Genomic DNA, 20535 nt, shown 5'->3' on the forward strand with positions numbered 1-20535 from the left:
CTAGCGGTTCCTCACTGTCAGTCGATCGGCTCGGGACTCCGGGCTGCCGCCCGCCGGCTGGTCCCCGCCCAGGGCAAGGGTACCGAGGGTCAGCGCGAGGACCGCGGCAAGCGCCAGGCCGGCGCCGACGACGGTGAGCCAGACCCGGTCGGCGGCCAGCTCGGACCACGTGGGGCGGCGCCACCGTCGCTCGCGCCGCCGGCGGGGGGCGGGCGTGGCGACGTCGGGGTCGTCGGGGTCGCGGGGGCCGGGCGCGGCGTCAGCGCCGGCGACGAGCTCCCGCATGCGCCGGGCGACGACCGCGGCGGAGGCGGGGCGCTCGGCCGGGTCCTTGGCGAGCATCGCGGTGACGAGCTCGCGGACGGGCGCGGGCACGTCGTCGGGCAGGGGCGGGAGCGGCGTCGTCACGTGCGCCATCGCGATGTCGACCTGGTTGGTGCCGGTGAACGGACGCCGGCCGGTGAGGGCCTCGTAGGCGATGACGCCGAGGGCGTAGACGTCGCCGGCGGGCCGGGCGGGGCGGCCCATCGCGAGCTCGGGCGGCAGGTACTGGGCGGTGCCCATGACCATGCCGGCAGCGGTGAGCGCGGCCTGGCCGGTGCCCAGGGAGATGCCGAAGTCGGTGAGCTTGGCGGTGCCGTCGGCCGTGACGAGGATGTTGGAGGGCTTGACGTCGCGGTGGACGACGCCGGCCCGGTGGGCGGCGTGCAGGCCCTCGGCGCACTGGGCGAGGACGGGCAGCAGGCGCTCGGGGGACAGGCGGCGGTCCCGCTCGAGCACCTCCGACAGCGGCTCCCCGGGCACGTACTCCATGACGAGGAAGCCGCCGCCGTCCTGCTCCCCGTAGTCGAGGAGCACGGCGACGTTGGGGTGGACGACCCCGCTCGCGTTGCGCGCCTCGGCGCGCAGCCGCGCCAGGGAGGCGGCGTCCCCGAGGAGGTCCTCGCGCAGCACCTTGGCGGCGACGGTGCGACCGAGGAGGAGGTCGCGGGCGAGCCACACCTCGCCCATGCCGCCGACGGCGATGCGCTCGGTGAGCTCGTAGCGCTCACGGAGGAGGTGGCCGGGACGGATCGCCATGGTCAGCCCGTGAGGAGCGCGGCGAGCACCTCGCGCGCGATCGGCGCCGCGGTCGTGCCGCCGGAGGCGACGTCACCCTCGATGCCGCCGTTCTCGACGACGGCGGCGACCGCCACCTGCGGGTCGTCGGCCGGCGCGAAGGAGGTGAACCAGGCGTGCGGGGGTGCGTCGGTGCCGCTCTGTGCCGTGCCGGTCTTGCCGGCCACGGCGATGCCCGGCAGCTGCGCGGCGCTGCCGGTGCCGTTGGCGACGACGCTCGTCATGAGCTCGGTGAGCACCTGCGCCGTCTCCTCGGTGACGGACCGGCGCAGCACGGTGGGCTCGGTGGTGGCGACGACCTCGAGGTCGGCGTTGCGCTCGGTCGCCACCAGGTAGGGCTGCAGCTGCTCCCCGTCGTTGGCGATCGCCTGGGACACCATCGCCATCTGGAGCGGGGTCACCCGGACGCTGTACTGGCCGATCGCGGACATGGCGGTCTGCGCGCCGTCCATCTCGGCGGGGAACGTCGACGGCGTGACGCGCAGCGGGATCCGCAGCTCCTGGCCGAAGCCGAAGGCCTCGGCCTGCTCGGCGAGCCGCTCCGCGCCCAGGTCCATCCCCAGCTGGGCGAAGGTCGTGTTGCAGGACTGCTCCATCGTGTAGCGGAGCGGGGCGGTGTCCTCGGCGGTGCAGGCGATGCCGCCGGGGTTGTTGACCACCTGGGTCGACAGCGGCAGCTGCAGCTGGGCGGGAGAGGGCACCGGGCTGTCCGCCTCCAGGCCCTGCTCCTCGATCGCAGCGGCGGCCGTGACGACCTTGAAGGAGGAGCCCGGCGCGTACAGGTCACCGGCGATGGCGCGGTTGACGAGCGGGTCGCGCTCGTCGGCGAGCAGGGCGTCGTAGGCCTGCTGCGCGGCGGCGGCGTCGTGGGTGGCGAGGTCGTTGGGGTCGAAGCTCGGCTTGGAGACCGAGGCGAGGATCGCCCCGGTGCGGGTGTCGAGGGCGACGACGGCGCCGCGCTGGTCGCCCAGGGCGTCCCAGGCGGCCTGCTGGGCGGCGGCGTCGATGGTGAGCTCGATCGAGCCGCCCTGGGGCTGGCGGCCGGTGACGAGGTCCTGGATGCGCTGGACGGCGAGGGAGTCGGCGGTGCCGCCGAGGACGTCGTTGGCGGCCTGCTCCATGCCGGTCATCGAGCTGAGGCCGGCGGCGAAGTAGCCCGTCGTGTGGGCGTACAGGAACGGCGCGGCGTAGCCCCGCTGGTAGCCGTAGGCCGTGTCGACCGGCGTGGAGGAGGCGATGGCCTCGTTGGCGACGATGATCGGACCGCGGTCCTGGCCGAACTCCCGGTAGATCGTGCGGACGTTGCGGCCGTCGGCGTTGAGGGAGGGGGCCTGGACGAACTGGACGGACGTCGCCGCGACCATGAGCGCGAGGAACATGAGCGCGACGATGGTCGTCAGCCGCCGGACGGGGGTGTTCACGAGAGCCTCACCACCTCGGTCGGGTTCGCGTCGTCACCGGTGGGGCGGAAGCTCACCTCGGCGACGTCGCCGCTCGTGTCCAGCGGCCCGATGGGCAGGTCACCGCTCATCGCGGCCGGGCGTCGCGCGGCGTCGGAGATGCGCAGCAGGAGCGCGACGATGACCCAGTTGACGACGAGGGAGGACCCGCCCTGCGCGAGGAAGGGCATCGTGAGCCCGGTGAGCGGGATGAGCCGGGTGACGCCACCGACGACGACGAAGCACTGGAAGGCGACGACGAAGGACAGCCCCGAGGCGAGGAGGGTCCCGAAGCCGTCACGGACCCCGATGGCCGCCCGCATGCCGCGCTGGGCGAGGACGAGGTACATGAGGAGGATGGCCAGCAGCCCGGTGAGCCCGAGCTCCTCGCCGAGCGAGGCGATGATGAAGTCGGACTGGGCGTAGGGCACGATGTCGGGCCGGCCCTGGCCCCAGCCGGTGCCCATGAGCCCGCCCGACGCCATCCCGAACAGGCCCTGGACCACCTGGTAGGAGCCGCCGAACTGGCGGGAGTAGATGTCGGGGTCCAGGGCGTTGAGCCACACGTCGAAGCGGTCGCTCACGTGGCCGAGGGTGGTCGCGGCCAGCGCCGCGGCGCCACCGAAGAGGAGCAGGCCGATGAGGACCCAGCTCACCCGCTCCGTGGCGACGTAGAGCATGGCGACGAAGAGCGCGAAGAACAGCAGCGCGGTGCCGAGGTCCCGCTGGAAGACGAGGACGACCAGCGCCACCCCCCACGCCAGGAGGATCGGGCCGAGGTCGCGCACCCGGGGCAGCTGCAGGCCCAGCACCCGCCGGCCGGCCAGCGCCAGGGTGTCGCGGTTGGTCACCAGGTAACCGGCGAAGAAGACGGCGAGGAGAACCTTGGCGAGCTCGGCCGGCTGGAAGGACATCGAGCCGATGGAGATCCAGATCCGGGCGCCGTTGATCGTGCGGCCCAGCCCGGGCAGGAGCGGCAGGAGCAGCATGACCAGGCCGAGGATCATCGAGAGGTACGTGTAGCGCCGCAGCAGCCGGTGGTCGCGCAGCGCGATGACGACGGCGATCGCGGCCGCGACCCCGAGCATCGTCCACAGCACCTGACGGGAGGCGAAGGCGCTGCCGTCGGCGATGTCGATGCGGTGGATCATCGCCAGGCCGAGCCCGTTGAGAGCGACCGCGACCGGGAGGATGACCGGGTCGGCGTAGGGCGCGCGCCAGCGCAGGACGACGTGGGTGGCGAGAGCCAGGACGGCCAGCACCCCCGCCTGGGTGACGATGTCCGCGGGCGGGGCCCCCTCCGTCGCCAGTCCCACCTGGAGGTAGGCGTACAGGCCGATGGCCAGGCCGAGGAGGAGCAGGACGAGCTCCACGCCGCGTCCCCGGCGTCCGGGCTGCTGGCTGACGATGGCCATCAGTCGGCCCCCGCCGTCGGCGCCGGAGTGGGGGAGGGGCCGGGGGAGGGAGTGGTGGACGGCGTGGGGTCGGGGTCGGCGGCCCGGACCTCGTCCCGCAGCTCGCTCACGCGGTCCTCGGCCTGGGCGAGGGAGGAGACGGTGATCGTCGCCTCGAGGCGGTCGCGGGCGTAGCCGGGCAGCTCGTCGAGGCGCAGGTCGGTGCGCGAGTGGACGGTGGACAGGGACAGCGGCCCCAGCTCCTGGGGGATGCCGCGGTAGATCGCCACGACCTCTCCCTCGGGCGCGAGGAAGTACTGGGTCTGGGTCCACCGGTAACCCAGCCATCCGCCCGCGCCGAGCAGCGCCAGCACGAGGAGCGTGACGAGAGTGCGCCCGATCCAGCGCCGGCGGCGGGGCGGCTCGGGGTCGTCGTCGTCCGGGGACGGGGCGGCGGGGGAGAGGGCGGCGGCCCGCCCGGCCGCGCCGGAGGTGCCGCGGGTGCCACGCAGCCGGTCGGTGGCGGCCGCGCCGACCACCTGCGGCCCCGAGGCGGGGACGAGGCCGGGGGGCAGGTCGTCGGAGTCGAGGAGGTCGGCGACGACGCAGGTGACGTTGTCGGGCCCACCGCCGCGCAGCGCGAGGTCGATGAGCTCCTCGGCGCAGCGGCCGGGGTCGGGCACGCGCACGAGGGTGTCGAAGATGGTCTCGGTGCTGACGACGCCGGACAGGCCGTCGGAGCACAGCAGCCACCGGTCGCCCACGCGCGCCTCGCGCACCGACTCGTCGAGGATGACGTCGCCGTCGGTGTCACCGAGCACGCGCAGGAGCACCGAGCGTTGCGGGTGCCGCTCGGCCTGCTCGGCGCTCAGCCGCCCGGTGTCGACGAGGTGCTGGACGAAGGTGTGGTCGGTCGTCACCTGCGTGAGCTCGCCGTCGCGCAGCAGGTAGGCGCGGGAGTCACCGATGTGGACCATGGCGATCTTGTTGTCCGAGCGCAGCAGGGCGATGCACGTCGTGCCGAGGCCGGCGAGCTCGGGGTCGGCCTCGGCACGCTCCTCGAGGTCGGCGTGGGCGGCGGAGACGGCATCCCGCAGGCTGGGGAGGAGCTCGTCGGCCGGAGGGTGGTCGTCGTCGAGGTGGACGAGGTGGGCCAGGGCGACGGAGGAGGCGATGTCGCCACCGGCCGGGCCACCCATGCCGTCGGCGAGGACGAGGAGGTAGGGGCCGGCGTAACCCGAGTCCTGGTTGCTCGAGCGCACGAGCCCGACGTCGGAGCGGGCGGCGTAGTTGGCAGTCAGCGGCATGGGCTCAGCGCTGCAGCTCGATGATCGTCTGCCCGACCCGCACGGGGGTGCCGGCGGTCAGCTGCACGGGCTGGGTCAGGCGCTGGTCCCCGACGAAGGTGCCGTTGGTAGAGCCGAGGTCCTCCACCCACCAGGCACCGTCCTGCGGGTAGAAGCGGGCGTGGCGCCCCGAGGAGTAGTCGTCGTCCAGGACGAGGGTCGAGCTCGGTGCGCGGCCGACGACGACGGCGGAGGGGCCCAGCGGCATGGTCGTGCCGGTGAGCGGCCCCTGCGTGACGACGAGACGGGTGGGGGTGGAGCGGGTGGGCCGCTTCGGGGCGGGCGGCGTGGGCCTGCGGCCGCGCTGCGCGTCACCGCGGGAGCGGCGGGTGATCCGCGTGCCGAAGATGTCCCGGCGGAGCACGGCAAGCGCCCCCAGGACGAAGACCCACAGCAGCACGAGGTAGCTCAGGCGCAGCAGGGTCACTGCCAGCTCGGTCATGGTCAGCCGCCTGCCGGGTCGTCGTCGGTGGCACCGTTCCAGAACATGATCCGGGTGCGGCCGATCGTGATGGTGTTGCCGTCCAGCAGGGTGGCGGCCTGGATCCGGTGGCCCTCGACGAAGGTGCCGTTCGTCGAGCCGAGGTCTGTGGCGACGGTGCCCGCCGGCGTGACGCGCAGCTCGAGGTGGCGCCGGGAGACGCCGGTGTCGTCGACGACGACGTCCGCCTCGGTGCCACGGCCCAGCACGGTGACCGGGCCGGTGAGGAGGTAGCGCTGGCCGTCGATGTCGATGATCGGGTGACGGGTGGAGGCCGCCGTCGACGTCGCCGGGGCGGTGGAGCCGCGGCGGGTGGCAGAGGTGACGCTGAGACGGCCGGTGCTCACCGACTCGTCGGTCTCGAAGTGGACCCGGACCGGGCCGACGAAGGCGTAGCGCTGGGAGTCGGCGTGGGCGGTGGCGGCGGCGACCATCTCCTCGGCGAGGGCGTCAGCGCCCCAGTCGTCCACGCGCTCGCGGTCGGCGGGGCTGAGGAGCACCGTGAACTCGTTGGGCACGACCGTGCGGTCGCGCGACACGGCGGCGGCGCGGTCGTCCATGTCCCGGCGGATCGCGCTCGCGATCTCGACGGGCTTGACCTCGCTGCGGAACGCCTTGGCAAAGACGTTGTTCACCGCGTTCTCGACCTTCTTCTCGAAGCGATCGAGTGTTCCCATCGGCACACCTCCTCCCATGATCCCCCTGATCGTAACGATTGTGCATCGCGCCTGACGCATCGACGGCTCGATGCGGCGCCCCGAGGCACCCTGCTGTGAGACGGCTCTCCCTGCGGGTGACGGCGTCGTCGGCCGTCCCGGCCCCGTGCTAATCTCGTCCACGCTGTACAACGCGCGAGTGGCGGAATAGGCAGACGCGCACGGTTCAGGTCCGTGTGCCCGAAAGGGCGTGGGGGTTCAACTCCCCCCTCGCGCACAGCAGAAGGCCCGCAGGATCCCGGCGAGAAGTTGGGGCCCTGCGGGCCTTTCACTTTCCCGAGGTGACGTCATGCGACATGCCCGAAGCACTCTGAGGGCTCACCGACACTCGCGCTCCCATCGTGTCGGCGCATACACCGGACGCCGGTGGCCGTGGCGAAGAAGGCGCTCGCGTCACTCCGCCGGCCCGGCGCGTCGAGCCTCGTCAGCCTCGGCGGCACGGCGTCCTCGGCGCAGGCCGACCTCATAGCTCGTGAGCACCACGAGAGTGAGCACGGTGATCGGGATGACGAAGAGGAGCATGACGCCGCTGAACTGCGGGAGGGCGTCATGACCAGCGGCGTCGAGCAGGAGGTAGACGACGTAGGCGACGTAGTAGGCGACGAACAGCGCCGCCTCCCAGCGCGCCACGCAGAAGCCGGTGAAGGCCACCGGCAGCAGCGCGAGGGCGACGGCGATCATCACCGGGATGTCGAAGCGCACGGCTCCGGGTTCCACCGGGACGCCGTCGGGCGAGACGACAGCCGCGATGCCCATGACGGCGCCGATGTTGAAGATGTTGCTCCCCACCACGTTGCCGACGGCCATCTCCACGTTCCCGCGGAGCGCGGCGATGACCGAGGTCGCCAGCTCGGGCAGGGAGGTGCCGATGGCGATGACCGTCAGGCCGATGACGAGCTCGCTGAGACCCAGGGCGGTGGCGACGTCCGTGGCACCGGCGACGAGCCAGCGCGCCCCGACGACGAGCAGCGCGACACCGACGACGACGAGCAGCGCGTTGAGCCGGGGGCTCCCCGGGGGAGCCGCGGCACCGTCGTCCTCGTCACGGCTGCTGCGCCGGGTGGAGACGACCCGCCACACCACGTAGCCGACGAGGAGGGCCAGCAGCACGAGGCCGTCGAGCCGGCTCACCGAGCCGCTGAGGCTGACGAGGAGGAGCAGCACCGACAGCCCGATCATCACCGGCACGTCCTGTCGGATGACCGGCCGGTGGACAGCGATCGGCAGGATGATGCCGGCCACGCCGACGACGAGCAGGACGTTGGTGATGTTGCTGCCCACGACGTTGCCGACAGCCAGGCCGGGACTGCCGGACAGGCTCGCGTCCACCGTGACGGCAAGCTCGGGCGCGGAGGTGGCGAAGGAGACCACCGTCAGTCCGACGACGAGGGGGGACATCCCGAACGAGCGGGCCAGCGCCCCCGCGCCGCGCACGAGCAGCTCGCCACCGATGACGAGGACGACGAGTCCTCCGAGCAGAAGCACGACAGTCACGCAGGCCAGCCTGCCGCAAGGCGACGGGAGTGACACGCCGGACGGTGCGCGCCGCCTCGTGCCGGCGCGACGACGCGTGTCGACGTTCCTCAACTCCGGAGCCCGTCGACCGATGGGCTGGGTACGGGAGCGGACCAGCCACTTCCTGACAGAGCCGCTGAGGGAGACGGTCGATGAGGCGAGCGCGTCTGTACCTGACGCTGATCGCCGCCGACCCGGAGCTCGAGGCGGCTCCGCCCGGCCGCGAGGTCGCCGCGGACAGCGCTGCCCCCGCCGTCCGCGACTGCGTGACCGGCTCCGTTCTCCCGGCACCTGTGCCTCCACCCCCAGGCGCAGGTCCGGGACGACGCGACGCCGCAGGGCGGGGTGCCCGCGAGCTCCCCGCCCAGCTCCTCGCTGCGACCTCTTGAACGCGCGCCCGGTCTGCCGATAGGTCCGGTGGGCGCGTGTGCGCCCCTTCTGCCTGACGTCCCTGGGAGCACGCCGTGATCAGCGCCAGCGCGTGGCCGAGCCGATGGGCTGCGGGCACGGCCGCCCTCCTTCTCGCCGGTGGCAGCGCCCTGCCCGGTGAGCACCTCGAGATGCCCGGACCGGAGCCGGCTCCCGTCCTTGAGGTTCCCGCCGTCGAGACTCCGGAGCCGGTCGAGGACCCCACCGAGGAGCCGGCCCCGGTCGACCCGGCGGACGAGGTCCCCACTCCTCCTCCTGCCGACGAGCCTGCCGCCGAGCCGCCGATCGAGGAGCCGGCCGTCGAGACGCCCACCGAGGGCGCCCCGGCCGAGGAGGGGGAGGAGCCCGTGGAGGCCGGCCCGGTGCTCGTCATCGTGCCCGAGCCGGTCCGCACCGTCGTCGACGGCGCCCCCGGCTACGTGCTTCCGCTGGGCGACGGCGGCTTCACCTGGCTGGTCGACGGCGTCGCGGTCGGCGACCTCGGTGCCGCCGCCCGCCTGGTCGAGTCGCCCGACGGCAGCTGGTTCGAGCTCAGCGCCGTTGCCCTCGGCACGGACGTCGACCGGCTCGTGCTCGCCGTCGTCGCGGCACCGGGCCACGCCCTGCTCGCTCCGGACGGCACGACGTCACTGGTCCGCGCCGTCGTCGACCCGCGGGCGGCGGCCGAGCTCGTCGCCCCGACCGCGCTCGACGGCGAGGGCCGCGCGGACGCCGTCGTCGTCCCCGACGTGCCCGGTCAGGTGGTCCGCGACGCCGAGGGCGGTGTTCTCGACGCCGGCTCCCACCCGGTGACGGCCGAGTACGTCGACGGCGCCGCCGCCGTCACGCTCACCGTCACCGCGGCCGAGGGGCACCGCCTCGAGGTCGACGGCTCCCCGGTCGAGACGCTCCCGGGCGCGGGAGGTGCCTCGGAGGTGAGTCTCGTGCTCACCGACCTGGCGCCGGTCGCGGTCGAGCCGGCTCCCTCCCCAGAGAGGACACCGCCCCCGACGGTGTCGGCGCCCCCCGTCGACACCCCGGCCCGTGGACAGGCGGAGGAGCAGGACACGCGGCTCGAGCTCGCCGCTCCGCTCGTCACGGTCCCCGCAGCGGTCCCCGAGCAGGCCGTCGCCGTTGCCGAGGGACCGACGGAGGTGCGCGACCGGGAGGAGCTGCCGGAGTCCGGGCCGGAGGGTCTGGGCCTCATGGTCATGCTCGCCGGCCTTCTGCTCGGCGGTTCGTGGCTCATTCTCGGGATGCGCGGGGAGTGACCCGGCGCGGCTCCGGCTCCGCCCCTACGATGGCCGCATGCCTCGCATCGCCACCGCCGACCGCGTGACCCGCGAGGAGCTCCTCGCCTTCGTGCGGGACCGGCACCACCTCGTCCTGCTCACCACGCGGGCGGACGGCCGCCCTCAGCTCTCCCCGGTCTCCGGCGGCGTCGACGCCGAGGGCAGGATCGTCATCTCGACCTACCCGGACCGCGCGAAGGCGGTCAACCTCCGCCGCAACCCGGCCGCCTCCGTCCTCGTCCTCTCCGACGACTGGGACGACGCGTGGGTCCAGGTGGACGGCACCACCGAGGTCCTCGACATGCCCTCGCCCGAGGCGGAGGACGCGCTCGTCGAGTACTACCGGTGCATCGCGGGGGAGCACCCGGACTGGGAGGAGTACCGCGAGGCGATGCGCCGTCAGGGCAAGTCGCTGCTGCGGATCACCCTCACGGGGTGGGGGCCGGTCGCGACCGGCGGCTTCCCGCCCGATCGCGCCCCCGCCTGACACGCCCGCCGTCGTCCTCCGTTCGCGCGCATCCTTCCCCGTGACCATGCGGAAAACGGGAGATCCCATGCCCAAGTCCGCGACGGCCGTTTAGATAAGTTTGACCAACTTTGCTAACGTCCCTCGGGTTGGTCGGCGCCCGCGCCTCCCGCTCGTAGATGGCGGAAGAGCTTGCCTGGGCGCGCTGACCGGGCTTCCTGGCCCGACGTCGGGAGGCCGCGCGCATGGCGTGCACGGATGCCCGGACGCCCCCGCGGGGCAGGTCCGGCAGGCCGTCGCGCCCGCGTGCCCGGAGAACCGCGTGGCTGCCCGGGGCCCGCCGAGGAGAGGAAGTCCATGAGTCCCGAGGGAACCGCAGGCCAGCTGGGTGCTCCCCTCATCATCGCGCTGCTCGTCGTGTTCTACGGCGGCACGCTGCTCATCTCGATGGCGATCAGCAAGAAGAAGGAGAACGCCGACGACTACATGACGGCCGGCTCGCGGATCGGCTTCGGCGTCTCCGCCGCGTCGATGACGGCGACGTGGATCTGGGCGTCCTCGATGTACGCCTCCGCCACCGCCGGCTACACCTACGGTGTCTCCGGCCCCATCCACTACGGGCTGTGGGGCGCGCTGATGATCCTGTTCATCTACCCCTTCGGGCGGCGCATCCGGAAGGTCGCCCCTCGCGCCCACACGCTCGCCGAGGTCATGTACGCCCGGCACGGCCGCTCGAGCCAGCTCATGCTGGCGGGCTCCAACGTCCTGGGCAGCGTCATCAGCCTCACCTCGAACTTCATCGCCGGCGGCGCGCTCGTCGCGATGCTGTCCCCGTTCAGCTTCCAGCAGGGCATCGTCACCATCGCCGGCGGTGTCCTCCTCTACACGCTGTGGTCCGGGTTCCGCGCCTCGGTGCTCACCGACTTCACGCAGGTCATGGCGATGCTCGGCGCCGTCGTCGTCATCATCCCCGTCGTCTTCTTCGCGGCGGGTGGCCCCGAGCTCTTCACCGCGGGCGCCGTGAACGTCACGCCGCAGCAGCAGAGCTTCTTCTCCTCCGATGCCTTCCTCAACCAGGGCGCGCCCTACATCGCCGCCGTCCTCGCCTACGCGATCGGCAACCAGACGATCGCCCAGCGGCTCTTCGCCGTCCGGGAGGACCTCATCAAGCCGACCTTCGTCACGGCGACCGTCGGCTACGGCGCCACGATCATCGGGGTCGGGATGCTCGGCGTCATCGCGCTCTACCTCGGGATCGAGCCGGCGGGCGGCGACGTCAACAACCTCATCCCGCAGCTGGCCATCACCTACCTGGGGCCGGTGCTGCTCGCCGTCTTCTTCGTCATGATCATCGGCGCGCTGTCCTCCACGGCGGACTCCGACCTCTCGGCCCTCAGCTCGATCATGATGGCCGACGTCTACGGTCAGAACGTCGCCGGCCGGAGGAAGGCCGACCCGCGCACCATGCTGCTCGTCGGGCGGGCGACGATGATCGTCGCGACGGGAGCGGGCCTGTACTTCGCCAGCGGCCAGCTCAACATCCTCGAGCTGCTCGTGTTCGTCGGTGCGCTGTGGGGTGCCCTCGTCTTCCCGGTCATCGCCAGCTTCTACTGGGGCCGGGTGACGAACGTGGCGTTCACCGCGGCGACGCTGAGTGCGATCGCCCTCTTCGTCCCGGTGCGCTTCGAGCTCATCCCGATGACCGGGCCCGTCGGCCTCCTCGTCGACGTGCTCGCGGTGATCGGCGTCGGCGTCGTGCTGGGGCTCATGTGCTTCGGCTTCTTCGGGACCCGGGTGGCGCTCGTCGTCGGGGTGCTCGCGACCGTCGTCGTGGCGCCCTTCGGCATCGGCTTCCTCCACGACTACACGGTCCTCAGTGCCTCGCTCGTCGCGTACTCGGTGAGCACCCTCGTGTGTGTCGCGCTGACCCTGCGCAACCGGGAGAGCTTCGACTTCTCGCTCATCGCCCGCCGGACGGGTGACTTCGACGAGGAGGACGACGCCGTCCCCGGCCCCATCGTCCAGAACCCCACCCGCTGAGAGAGGCAGACATGCTCACCTTCTACGTGCTGATGTGGCCCGTCATCGTGGCCGCCGTGCTCCTCCACATCGCCCGCGGCTTCGTCCGTGACTGGCGTGAGGCGCGCCGCGAGGGCCGCCGGCTCATCTGATGCCGCGCATGGCCCGCGTGATGCGTGGGGCGAGCACGAGCAGGACCAGCCCGACCCCGATCGTCACGGCGCCCAGGGTGCCGAAGTAGGCCACCTCGTTGTCCTCGCTGTAGAAGCCGGCGAGCGAGCCGGACAGCGCGGTGCCGAGCGCCACGGACAGGTAGAACAGCGACACCATGAGCACCGGGTAGGCCCGGGGGGCGAGCTTCGTCGACAGGGACAGGCCCACCGGGGAGAGCAGGAGCTCACCACACGTGGCGATGAGCATGATGAGCGCGATCCACAGCACGGGCACCGCGACCGTCCCGGCCATGGGCAGGAAGACGAGGAAGGCCGCACCCATGAGCATGACGCCGAGGCTGAACTTCACCGGCGTCGTCGGCTGCCGGCGCCCGAGCCGGGTCCACAGGGCCGCGAAGACGGGGGCGAGGACGATGATGAAGAAGGGGTTGAACGACTGGGCCCACGGGATCGGCATCGTCCAGTCCCCGATGAACGGCAGCGAGAGCTCGCGGTCCAGGCGCGCCTCGGAGTAGATCGTGATGACGGTGAACTGCTGCTGGAAGAGCGCCCAGAAGGCGACCGACCCGATGAACATCGGGATGAAGGAGACCACCCGGGAGTGCTCGTCGCCCTGGACCTTGGGGCTGGTGAGGAGGATGGCGAAGAGGACGACGGCGGCGATGGCGGTGGCGACGACGACGACGTCGGCCAGGTTGCCGGGGGTGAGGAGACCGGTGAGGACGGCGACGACGATGACGACGACGACGCCGACGGCGACCGCGCCGTACCGCCCGTACTGCTTGCGGGGCAGCGGGTCGGGCACCCGACGGGTGGGGTGGGGCAGGTGGCGGCGCGCGAGGGAGTACTGGGTGAGCCCGATGGCCATGCCGACGGCGGCGAGGCCGAAGCCCAGGTGGAACCCCCAGGTCTCCTGGACGAGCCCGGTGAGGAGCGGTCCGAGCAGGCCGCCGATGTTGATCCCCATGTAGAAGATGGAGAACCCCGCGTCGCGGCGCGGGTCGTCGGCGGTGTACAGGGCGCCGACGAGGTTGGTGATCGTCGCCTTGAGCCCGCCGGAACCGATCGCGACGAGGATGAGCCCGGCGCCGAGACCGACGACGGCGGGGACGACCGCCAGCGCGATGTGGCCGAGCATGATGAGGACGGCGCTGGCGAACATCGTGCGCTCGGAGCCGAGGAGACGGTCGGCCACCCAGCCGCCGAGGATCGAGAAGAGGTAGACGGACCCGCCGTAGGCACCGACGATCCCGGCGGCGACCGTCCGGTCGATCCCCAGACCGCCCTCGGTGACCTCGAAGTACATGTAGAGCAGGACGATGCCCTGCATGCCGTAGAAGGAGAACCGCTCCCACAGCTCGACCGAGAAGAGGTTGGCCAGGCCGCGCGGCTGCCCGAGGAAGCCGCCCACCTCGCCGGTGCTCCCCGGTGCTGCAGGTGACGTGCTTGCGGTTGCCGGGTCCTCGGAAGCCATGGAGGCCATGCTCCGCCCGGGTTCGCGGCGACGCAATCGGCTCAGGGTGCGCCGGGGGCCTGCGTGGTGAAGGTCACCGGGTAGGTGAGGGTGGAGCCGAAGCTCGCGTCGACGCCGCTCGTCGACGGGACGGCCACCGCGAGGAGTGCCGCCGCGGCCAGGGGCCCCCAGGTGCGCCGCGGGGCCGCGTGGGCGGGGGACCGGCGGAGGCCGAGCTCGCGGACCCGACCGAGCAGGAGGCAGACCCCCAGGCCGAGCGCCGTGAGCACGACGGGCACGTAGCGGCCCTGCACCGACCACGCGTACGGCAGCCCGACCCACGGCACGCGCAGGACGCCGACGCCGTGGACGGCGTCGGTCGTGACGGGCAGGGTGTCCGCCGTCTCGTTCGCGTCCCCACGCAGGACGATGCCGCCGTCGTCGTCGGTGCTGTCGAAGCGGTGGAGGAGCCGGCTGCCCTCCTCGCCGGGGGCATCGGCGAGGAGGACCTGGCCCGGGCGCAAGCGGCTCGCGGGGATCTCGCGGGTGACGACGACGTCACCCGTGCGGATCGCCGGCTCCATCGAGCCGCTGAGGACCACGGAGGGCTGCCAGCCGATGAGGACCGGCAGCACCGTCCAGACAAGGAGGCCGGCTAGTGTGGCCAGCACCGTCCGTGCGCACAGCGCGACGGTGTGCCTGACCCACCGGTTCGGGGGCGCGTCGCTCACGGCGTGCTCCTTCCCGGGGCCGGAGGATCAGCTGGTGCTCGTGGACTCGGCGACGAAGTTGAGGCGCACCTGCTGACCCTGGACGGAGGACGGTGCGTCGTCCTTCAGCTTGTAGGTGAAGCGGAACGTGCCCGCCATGTTGCTCTTCCCGGCGACGGGGTAGCGCATCGGGGTGTTGGCCTCACCGCGGTTCGTCGCGAAGTCGGCCAGCGTCCCCGAGTAGAGCGTCCCGATCGTGCCGGCACCGAACGTGCCACCCTCGTTGCCGTCGATGGTGAGCTCGATGTGGTTCGCCAGGGTGTCGCCGGTGGTGCTCACCGGTTCCAGGGACTGGCCGTCACCCGTCGGGGCGAGCACCTGGAGGCCGGCTCCGTAGACCTTGACCACGGCGTTGAGCGTGCCCTCGTAGGTGACGGTGATCTCCTCGGAGCCACCCGATCCCGGGGCGAGGTTCGCGGCGGCGAACATCGCCCGGCCCTCGTCGTCGTCGGTGATCGTCACGGTCCCCGCAGACCACGAGTTGCCGGAGTTGTCCGTCTTGTCCGTGAAGGCGGCGTAGGACGCCTGCCAGATGAGCAGCGCACTGACGACAAGACCGACCGGGACTGCCAGCCACCGTGCGTAGCGTGCCGAGCGGGACATCGAAGCGGTCGAAGCCATTGGGGTTCCCTCCATGGGAGTCACCGAGCCGAGGCCCGGGGGTCGCAGATCCATGCGAACGGATGAAGTCTGCGACGCTCACCGTGGGGGGACAAGCGGGATCGGCTGTGACGTTCCTCATACTTTTGGAGGAGCGTCTCAGCCTGTTAGCACAACGTTAGTAGGAGCGTTGCGACTTTAGCACTGGTTGGGGGAAGGTCGCGGTCGGCCCAAGACCCCGGTGCGGGCGCCGGTCGCGCGCCCCGCAGGGTCGCACGCGAAAGCGGCGTCCGGGCGGCCCGGGAGCCGGTAGCCTCCCCGGAGGCTGGCCCTCGTCGGCCGCCTCCGTCTTCCCCTGGAGCCCCGACATGAGCGACCTCGCGGTCGACACCTCCGCGCTGCGCAAGACCTACCGCCGGCGCGGCGGCGGCAGTGTCGGTGTCGAGAACCTCGACCTCCACGTGCCGGTCGGGGGCGTCCACGGCTTCCTCGGCCCCAACGGATCGGGCAAGACGACGACGATCCGGATGCTGCTCGGCCTCATCCGTCCCGACTCCGGGAGCATGCGGATCTTCGGCGAGGAGGTGCCCGAGCGGCTGCCGGAGGTCATCGGCAGGGTGGGCGCCATCGTCGAGTCCCCGAAGTTCTTCCCCACCTTCTCCGGACGCCGCAACCTCGAGCTCCTCGCCGGCGCGATCGGCGCCCCGCGCGGCCGGGTGGACGAGGTGCTCGAGTCGACGGCGCTCGCCGAACGGGCCGGGGACCGGTACCGGACCTACTCCCTGGGCATGAAGCAGCGTCTGGCGATCGCCGCGACGCTCCTCAAGTCCCCGGACCTCCTCATCTTCGACGAGCCGACCAACGGCCTGGATCCCGGCGGCATCCGGGAGATCCGCGAAACGATGCGCCGCCTCGGTGAGGAGGGCCGGACCGTCCTCGTCTCCAGCCACATCCTCGCCGAGGTCGAGCAGGTCGCCGACACCGTCTCCATCATCGGGCGCGGCCGTCTGCTCGCAGAGGGCCGGGTGGCCGACGTCATCGGCGCACGCTCCGAGTCGGGTGCGGTCAAGGTCGGCGTCGCGGACCTCGCGGCGGCCGAGCAGGTCCTCACCCACGCCGGCCTGCGGGTCCGCGTCGACGGTGGCCTGCTGCGGGTGCGGGGGGTGCAGGACCCGGCGCAGGTGACCGAGCTGCTCGCCCAGCGGGGCCTGTACGTCAGCGAGCTCACCGCCGAGCGGGTCGACCTCGAGCGGGTCTTCCTCGACCTCACCGCCGGGCAGGGCCTGGACGAGCGCTCCGGCGGTCGCCACGGCCGCGCGCCCGGCCTGCCGACGAACGGCGGTGACCTCGCATGATGCGCCTGCTGCGCGTCGAGCTCCGTCGACTCTTCTCCCGGCGCCTCGTCGTCCTCACGATGCTCGGTGCGCTCGCGGCGTCCTTGCTCGTCCTGTGGGCCGCCTGGGAGTCCTCACAGCCGATGTCCGACGAGGACCTCGCCCTGGCGGAGGAGATGTACCAGCAGGACCTCGCGTACTGGGAGGAGCACGGCGAGGAGGACAAGGCTCAGTGCCTGGAGGACGAGGCTGCGGAGGCCGATCGTCTCGGCGAGGAGGTGAACTACTCCTGCGAGGACATGACGGCACCGGAGCGTGAGTGGTACGTCGTCACCGCTCCACCGCTGGAGGAGTCGTTGCCCTCCTGGCTCAGCGCCGCGTCGACCTTTCTCCTGTTCGCCGTCGGCCTCGTCGGGGCGACCTTCACGGCGGCGGAGATCAGCACCGGGGCGATGGGCACCTGGCTGAGCTTCGAGCCCCGGCGCCTGCGGGTGTACGCCTCGAAGGTGGTCGCGGCCGCGCTGGGCGTGATCCCCGCCGCCGTCCTCGCCGTCGCCCTCGTCACCGGCGGCTCCTGGCTCATCGCCGACCACTTCGACCTCACCGCGGGGATGGGCGCCGCGCAGTGGACCGACACCGGCTGGATGGCGCTGCGCATCCTCGGCCTCGCCGTGACCGGCGCGCTCGTGGGCGCCGCGCTCGGCTTCCTGCTGCGCCACACCGCCGCCGTCCTCGGTCTCGTCGTCGTCGGTTTCATCGCCAGCCAGATGGTCCAGGGGCTCGTGCCCCGCACGGCCCCCTGGCTGCCGACCACCAACGTGAGCGGCTGGGTCCAGCACGGGACGACGTACTACGTCGAGGAGTGCACGACCGACGCGAGCGGCACGATGTGCGACTACACGGAGCGCGCCCTGTCCTTCGGCCACAGCGTGGCCTACCTCCTCGTCCTCACCGCCGTCGTCGTGGCGCTGGGTGCCGTCGTCTTCCGTCGGCGGGACGCCGTCTGAGGCGGGCGGGTCAGCGTGCGCGGGCGATCTCGGCGGCGAAGCGCTCCAGCGCCGACTCACCGACGATGTCCTCGGCGAGCAGCGGCAGCTCGATGAGCGGCACGTGCGGCAGGGCCTCGCGCACCGTGTCGAGGTGCACCTGCTCCTGGGCGCGGCGTCGGGCGAGGAACTCCCCGCGGTCCGCAGGGGAGCGCTTGTTGACCACGAGCGCGCCGACGCTCACCCCCGATCGCAGCAGCTGTCCGTAGAGCTCGATCGACTCGAGTGCGGGGAGGCGCTCCGCGGCGAGGACGATGACGAAGGCGGTGCGGGCGTCGTCGCCCAGGAGGTCCCGCAGCTCGGCGAAGCGGGTGCGACGGCGCAGGAGGACCTGGCGGATCTCCTGGTCGCGGTCCGCCCGCAGGTCCCGCCGCCCTGTGCCGACGATGTTTCGCGCCGCGGCGTCGTCCTCGAGGCCTCGTAACGCGGCCCCGAACCGCGCGGAGCGGTCCTGCCGCCGGAGCAGGCCCTCGGTCCATGCCGCCATCGTCTCCGGCAGCGACATGAGCCGCGCCGTGTGGCCGGAGGGAGCCGTGTCGAGGACGACGAGGTCGTGGTCGGAGGACTCGAGCACCTCGGCGATGCGCTCGAGCACCGCGGCCTCGTGCGTGCCGGGGGCGTCCCGTGCCAGCTCGAGGTGCTTGTCGACCTCCCGGGAGAGGTGCTCGGGCATGAGCCGTCGGAGGGTGTGGCCGACCGTCCGCAGGTGCTCGTCGGTGGTGCGCGCCGGGTCGATCTCCAGACCGTCCAGCCCAGGAGCGAGGGAGACCCCTCGGTCACCGACCGGTCGGTCCCACAGGTGGCCGAGGTTGTGAGCGGGGTCCGTCGAGACCACGAGCACCCGTCGTCCCGCGCGGGCCTGCGCGAGCGCGACGGCGGAGGCCACGGCCGTCTTCCCGACCCCGCCCTTGCCGCCGACGAACAGCACCCGCCGCTGAGCGGCCAGCCTCAGCAGCACGAGAGGTGGTCCAGGGGCGAGTGGTCCATGCCCATGCGACGGTGCCAGTCGTGGAAGCGGTCGTACATCAGGGGGAGCAGCTCCACGGTGTAGTAGCTGACCGGGTTGGGGACGCCGAGCATGTCGGAGAGCACGATCATCATGAAGAGGTCGTCCTCGTCACGCCGCGCCCGGGCGAAGGTGCGGCGGTAGGGGGCGACGTAGAACTCGCGCAGGCCCGCGGCGATCCGTGCCGCGTGGCCGTGGTCGTCGCCCCCTCCGCTCATCGCTCGACGGCCGCCTCGGAGCCGACCGGGTCCTCCTCGTCGGCGGGCTCCCGGCGAGCCTTGGCCATGGCATTGACGGCCTCGACGATCACCCACAGGGCGGCGACGAGGATGACGAGGTCGATGGCCAGCAGCAGCCAGTCCCCGTCGGCGTAGAACTGTCCGACCTGAACGATCGCGGCGGCCACCGACATGGAGAAGACGAAGACGAGCGGGACGAGCGCCGGCAGTGCGCTGCGCCGCTTGCGCATGAGCATGACCGCGACGATCGACAGCGTGAGGCCGGCGAGGATCTGGTTGGTGGTGCCGAACAGCGGCCAGATCCGCATGCCACCGGCGCCGTCGGCGCTGATGCTGAAGGACAGGCCCAGCCCGAAGGCGAGCACGATGACCGTCGCGAGGATCGTGCCGACCCGCCTGCCGGCGAGGTCCACCGCCTCCTGGACGACGTAGCGCTGCAGGCGCACCCCGGTGTCCATCGTGGTCGCGGCGAAGAGCACCGCCATCGTCGCGAGGATGGTGGCGCTGAGTGACGTCGGGATGCCCAGTCCGGCGTTGACGATGGCGCCACCGCCCTCGACGAAGGCCGCCACACCGCCCTGGTTGAAGGCCGAGTAGACCGCCTCCCAGTCCGCGAGCGTCCGGTACCCGGCGGTGGCGGCGATGATCGCGCCGAGGGCGAGGAGCCCCTCGCCGACGGACCCGAAGTAGCCGACGAACCGGGCGTCGGTCTCCTTGTCGAGCTGCTTGGCGCTCGTGCCGGAGGAGACGATGCCGTGGAAGCCGGAGATCGCGCCGCAGGCGATGGTGACGAAGAGGAGCGGCACGAGGCTCGGGGTGCCCTCGGGGACGTCGGAGTTCACCGCGGGGGCGACGATCTCCGGCGAGGCGATGAGCACGGAGACGTAGAGGATGCCCAGGCCGATGAACAGCTGGAGGCCGTTGATGTAGTCACGCGGCTGGAGGAGCATCCACACGGGCAGCATCGAGGCGACGCCGGCGTAGAGGAAGAGGATGAGCACCCAGAAGGCCTCCGCCGACAGGCCCATGACGGTCTCTGGAAGGACGACCGGGGCGTTGTCACCGACGATGATCAGCGAGTAGAGCGCGACGACGCCGATGACGGAGACGGCGATGAGGTTGAGCTTCCACCGGTAGATGGCCTGGCCGATGATGAGCGCGACGAGGATCGCGCCCCAGACCGGGATGACGGCCGTGGGCGTGTTGACGAGCAGGCCGCCGATGACGACGGCGAAGGCCGTGTTGACCATGAGGAGCAGCAGGAAGATGACGACGAGGAACAGGTTGCGTCCACGCGCCCCGATGTAGCGGCCGGACAACGTCCCGATGGACTGCCCCCTGTTGCGGACCGAGGCCCACAGCGCCCCGAGGTCGTGCATGCCGGCGAAGAAGACGGTGCCGAGGGTGACCCACAGGAAGGCCGGCAGCCAGCCCCAGATGACCGCGACGGCCGGCCCGACGATGGGCGCGGCGCCGGCGACCGACGTGAAGTGGTGGCCCCAGAGGACGTACTTGTTGGTCGGGACGAAGTCGACGCCGTCCTGAAGCTCGTGGGCCGGTGTCCGGAACTGGGCGTTGAGCCGGTAGACGCGGGTGCCGAGGTACCTCGAGTAGAGGAAGTACCCGGCGAGCACCATGGCGATGCCGATGGCGGCGAGCAGCAGTGAGTTCACGTCACTCCGATCTTCGTCGTTGACGACCGGTCGGGCCTGCGGGTAC

General features: G+C 72.1%; 19 protein-coding genes and 1 tRNA gene. 7 read left to right on the top strand and 13 right to left on the bottom strand.

Annotated features, from left to right (window positions below; genetic code table 11):
- From GD632_RS04100 to GD632_RS04125, 6 genes are read right to left on the bottom strand one after another with little or no spacing between them, the layout of a single operon-like run.
- The gene (locus GD632_RS04100) at window positions 1-1080 is read right to left on the bottom strand and encodes a serine/threonine-protein kinase (protein ID WP_152188991.1); all 1080 of its coding nucleotides are present in this window, start codon (window positions 1078-1080) and stop codon (window positions 1-3) included.
- A gap of 2 nt (window positions 1081-1082) precedes the next feature.
- Window positions 1083-2540, bottom strand: a complete 1458-nt coding sequence (locus tag GD632_RS04105) for a peptidoglycan D,D-transpeptidase FtsI family protein (protein WP_152188993.1) — start codon at window positions 2538-2540, stop codon at window positions 1083-1085.
- Window positions 2537-3973, bottom strand: coding sequence for an FtsW/RodA/SpoVE family cell cycle protein (locus tag GD632_RS04110; protein ID WP_152188995.1), 1437 nt, complete (start codon window positions 3971-3973; stop codon window positions 2537-2539). Before GD632_RS04110 ends, GD632_RS04105 begins: the two co-directional genes overlap by 4 nt.
- Entirely contained in the window at window positions 3973-5259 is a 1287-nt protein-coding gene (locus tag GD632_RS04115) for a PP2C family protein-serine/threonine phosphatase (protein WP_152188997.1), read from the bottom strand. The genes GD632_RS04110 and GD632_RS04115 overlap by 1 nt, the downstream gene beginning before the upstream one ends.
- A 4-nt stretch (window positions 5260-5263) precedes the next feature.
- Entirely contained in the window at window positions 5264-5740 is a 477-nt protein-coding gene (locus tag GD632_RS04120; protein ID WP_152188999.1) for an FHA domain-containing protein FhaB/FipA, read from the bottom strand.
- Between the two features lie 2 nt (window positions 5741-5742).
- Window positions 5743-6456 carry an FhaA domain-containing protein gene (locus tag GD632_RS04125; RefSeq protein WP_152189002.1) on the bottom strand — a complete coding sequence of 238 codons (714 nt, stop codon included), beginning with the start codon at window positions 6454-6456 and terminating at the stop codon, window positions 5743-5745.
- Window positions 6457-6628: 172 nt separating this feature from the next.
- Here GD632_RS04125 and GD632_RS04130 point away from each other — a divergent pair.
- Window positions 6629-6712, top strand: a tRNA-Leu gene (locus GD632_RS04130).
- 176 nt (window positions 6713-6888) lie between these two features.
- Here the strand turns inward: GD632_RS04130 and GD632_RS04135 are convergent.
- A complete protein-coding gene (locus tag GD632_RS04135) occupies window positions 6889-7998 on the bottom strand; it encodes a calcium/sodium antiporter (RefSeq protein WP_152189345.1) in 1110 nt (369 codons plus the stop codon).
- Window positions 7999-8474: 476 nt separating this feature from the next.
- Between GD632_RS04135 and GD632_RS04140 the strand changes: the two genes are divergently transcribed.
- The 4 genes from GD632_RS04140 (at window position 8475) to GD632_RS16170 (ending at window position 12347) form a co-directional block, all read left to right on the top strand.
- Window positions 8475-9689 carry a hypothetical protein gene (locus tag GD632_RS04140; RefSeq protein WP_152189004.1) on the top strand — a complete coding sequence of 405 codons (1215 nt, stop codon included), beginning with the start codon at window positions 8475-8477 and terminating at the stop codon, window positions 9687-9689.
- A 37-nt stretch (window positions 9690-9726) separates the two neighbouring features.
- Window positions 9727-10197 (top strand): PPOX class F420-dependent oxidoreductase, encoded by a 471-nt coding sequence (locus tag GD632_RS04145; RefSeq protein WP_152189006.1) that lies wholly within the window; start codon window positions 9727-9729, stop codon window positions 10195-10197.
- Window positions 10198-10533: 336 nt separating this feature from the next.
- A complete protein-coding gene (locus tag GD632_RS04150; RefSeq protein ID WP_152189008.1) occupies window positions 10534-12216 on the top strand; it encodes a sodium:solute symporter family protein in 1683 nt (560 codons plus the stop codon).
- A gap of 11 nt (window positions 12217-12227) precedes the next feature.
- On the top strand, window positions 12228-12347 hold the full coding sequence (locus GD632_RS16170) for a putative transporter small subunit (RefSeq protein WP_226924538.1): 120 nt from the start codon (window positions 12228-12230) through the stop codon (window positions 12345-12347).
- On the opposite strand, the gene GD632_RS04155 is transcribed toward GD632_RS16170, so the two are convergent.
- From GD632_RS04155 to GD632_RS04165, 3 genes are read right to left on the bottom strand one after another with little or no spacing between them, the layout of a single operon-like run.
- Complete coding sequence (locus GD632_RS04155) at window positions 12340-13842, bottom strand: peptide MFS transporter (protein WP_226924539.1); 1503 nt, start codon at window positions 13840-13842, stop codon at window positions 12340-12342. The two genes, GD632_RS16170 and GD632_RS04155, sit on opposite strands and share 8 nt — an antisense overlap.
- 41 nt (window positions 13843-13883) lie before the next feature.
- Window positions 13884-14552: a signal peptidase I gene (locus GD632_RS04160; RefSeq protein ID WP_152189013.1), complete on the bottom strand. Its 669-nt coding sequence runs from the start codon at window positions 14550-14552 to the stop codon at window positions 13884-13886.
- Window positions 14553-14579: 27 nt separating this feature from the next.
- Window positions 14580-15212, bottom strand: coding sequence for a hypothetical protein (locus tag GD632_RS04165; protein WP_152189015.1), 633 nt, complete (start codon window positions 15210-15212; stop codon window positions 14580-14582).
- 347 nt (window positions 15213-15559) lie between these two features.
- Between GD632_RS04165 and GD632_RS04170 the strand changes: the two genes are divergently transcribed.
- Entirely contained in the window at window positions 15560-16546 is a 987-nt protein-coding gene (locus GD632_RS04170) for an ABC transporter ATP-binding protein (protein ID WP_152189017.1), read from the top strand.
- Entirely contained in the window at window positions 16543-17532 is a 990-nt protein-coding gene (locus tag GD632_RS04175) for an ABC transporter permease subunit (RefSeq protein WP_152189019.1), read from the top strand. The genes GD632_RS04170 and GD632_RS04175 overlap by 4 nt, the downstream gene beginning before the upstream one ends.
- Window positions 17533-17542: 10 nt before the next feature.
- Here the strand turns inward: GD632_RS04175 and GD632_RS04180 are convergent, their stop codons facing one another.
- Genes GD632_RS04180 through GD632_RS04190 form a run of 3 tightly spaced genes read right to left on the bottom strand, consistent with a single transcriptional unit; the run spans window position 17543 to window position 20489 of the window.
- Window positions 17543-18529, bottom strand: coding sequence for an ArsA family ATPase (locus tag GD632_RS04180; RefSeq protein ID WP_152189021.1), 987 nt, complete (start codon window positions 18527-18529; stop codon window positions 17543-17545).
- On the bottom strand, window positions 18520-18795 hold the full coding sequence (locus GD632_RS04185) for a cory-CC-star protein (protein WP_152189023.1): 276 nt from the start codon (window positions 18793-18795) through the stop codon (window positions 18520-18522). Before GD632_RS04185 ends, GD632_RS04180 begins: the two co-directional genes overlap by 10 nt.
- The gene (locus GD632_RS04190; RefSeq protein WP_152189025.1) at window positions 18792-20489 is read right to left on the bottom strand and encodes a carbon starvation CstA family protein; all 1698 of its coding nucleotides are present in this window, start codon (window positions 20487-20489) and stop codon (window positions 18792-18794) included. The genes GD632_RS04185 and GD632_RS04190 overlap by 4 nt, the downstream gene beginning before the upstream one ends.
- Window positions 20490-20535: the final 46 nt, after the last annotated feature.

The sequence above is a fragment of the Georgenia satyanarayanai genome, from assembly GCF_009193135.1.
GTDB classification, from domain to species: Bacteria; Actinomycetota; Actinomycetes; order Actinomycetales; family Actinomycetaceae; genus Oceanitalea; species Oceanitalea satyanarayanai.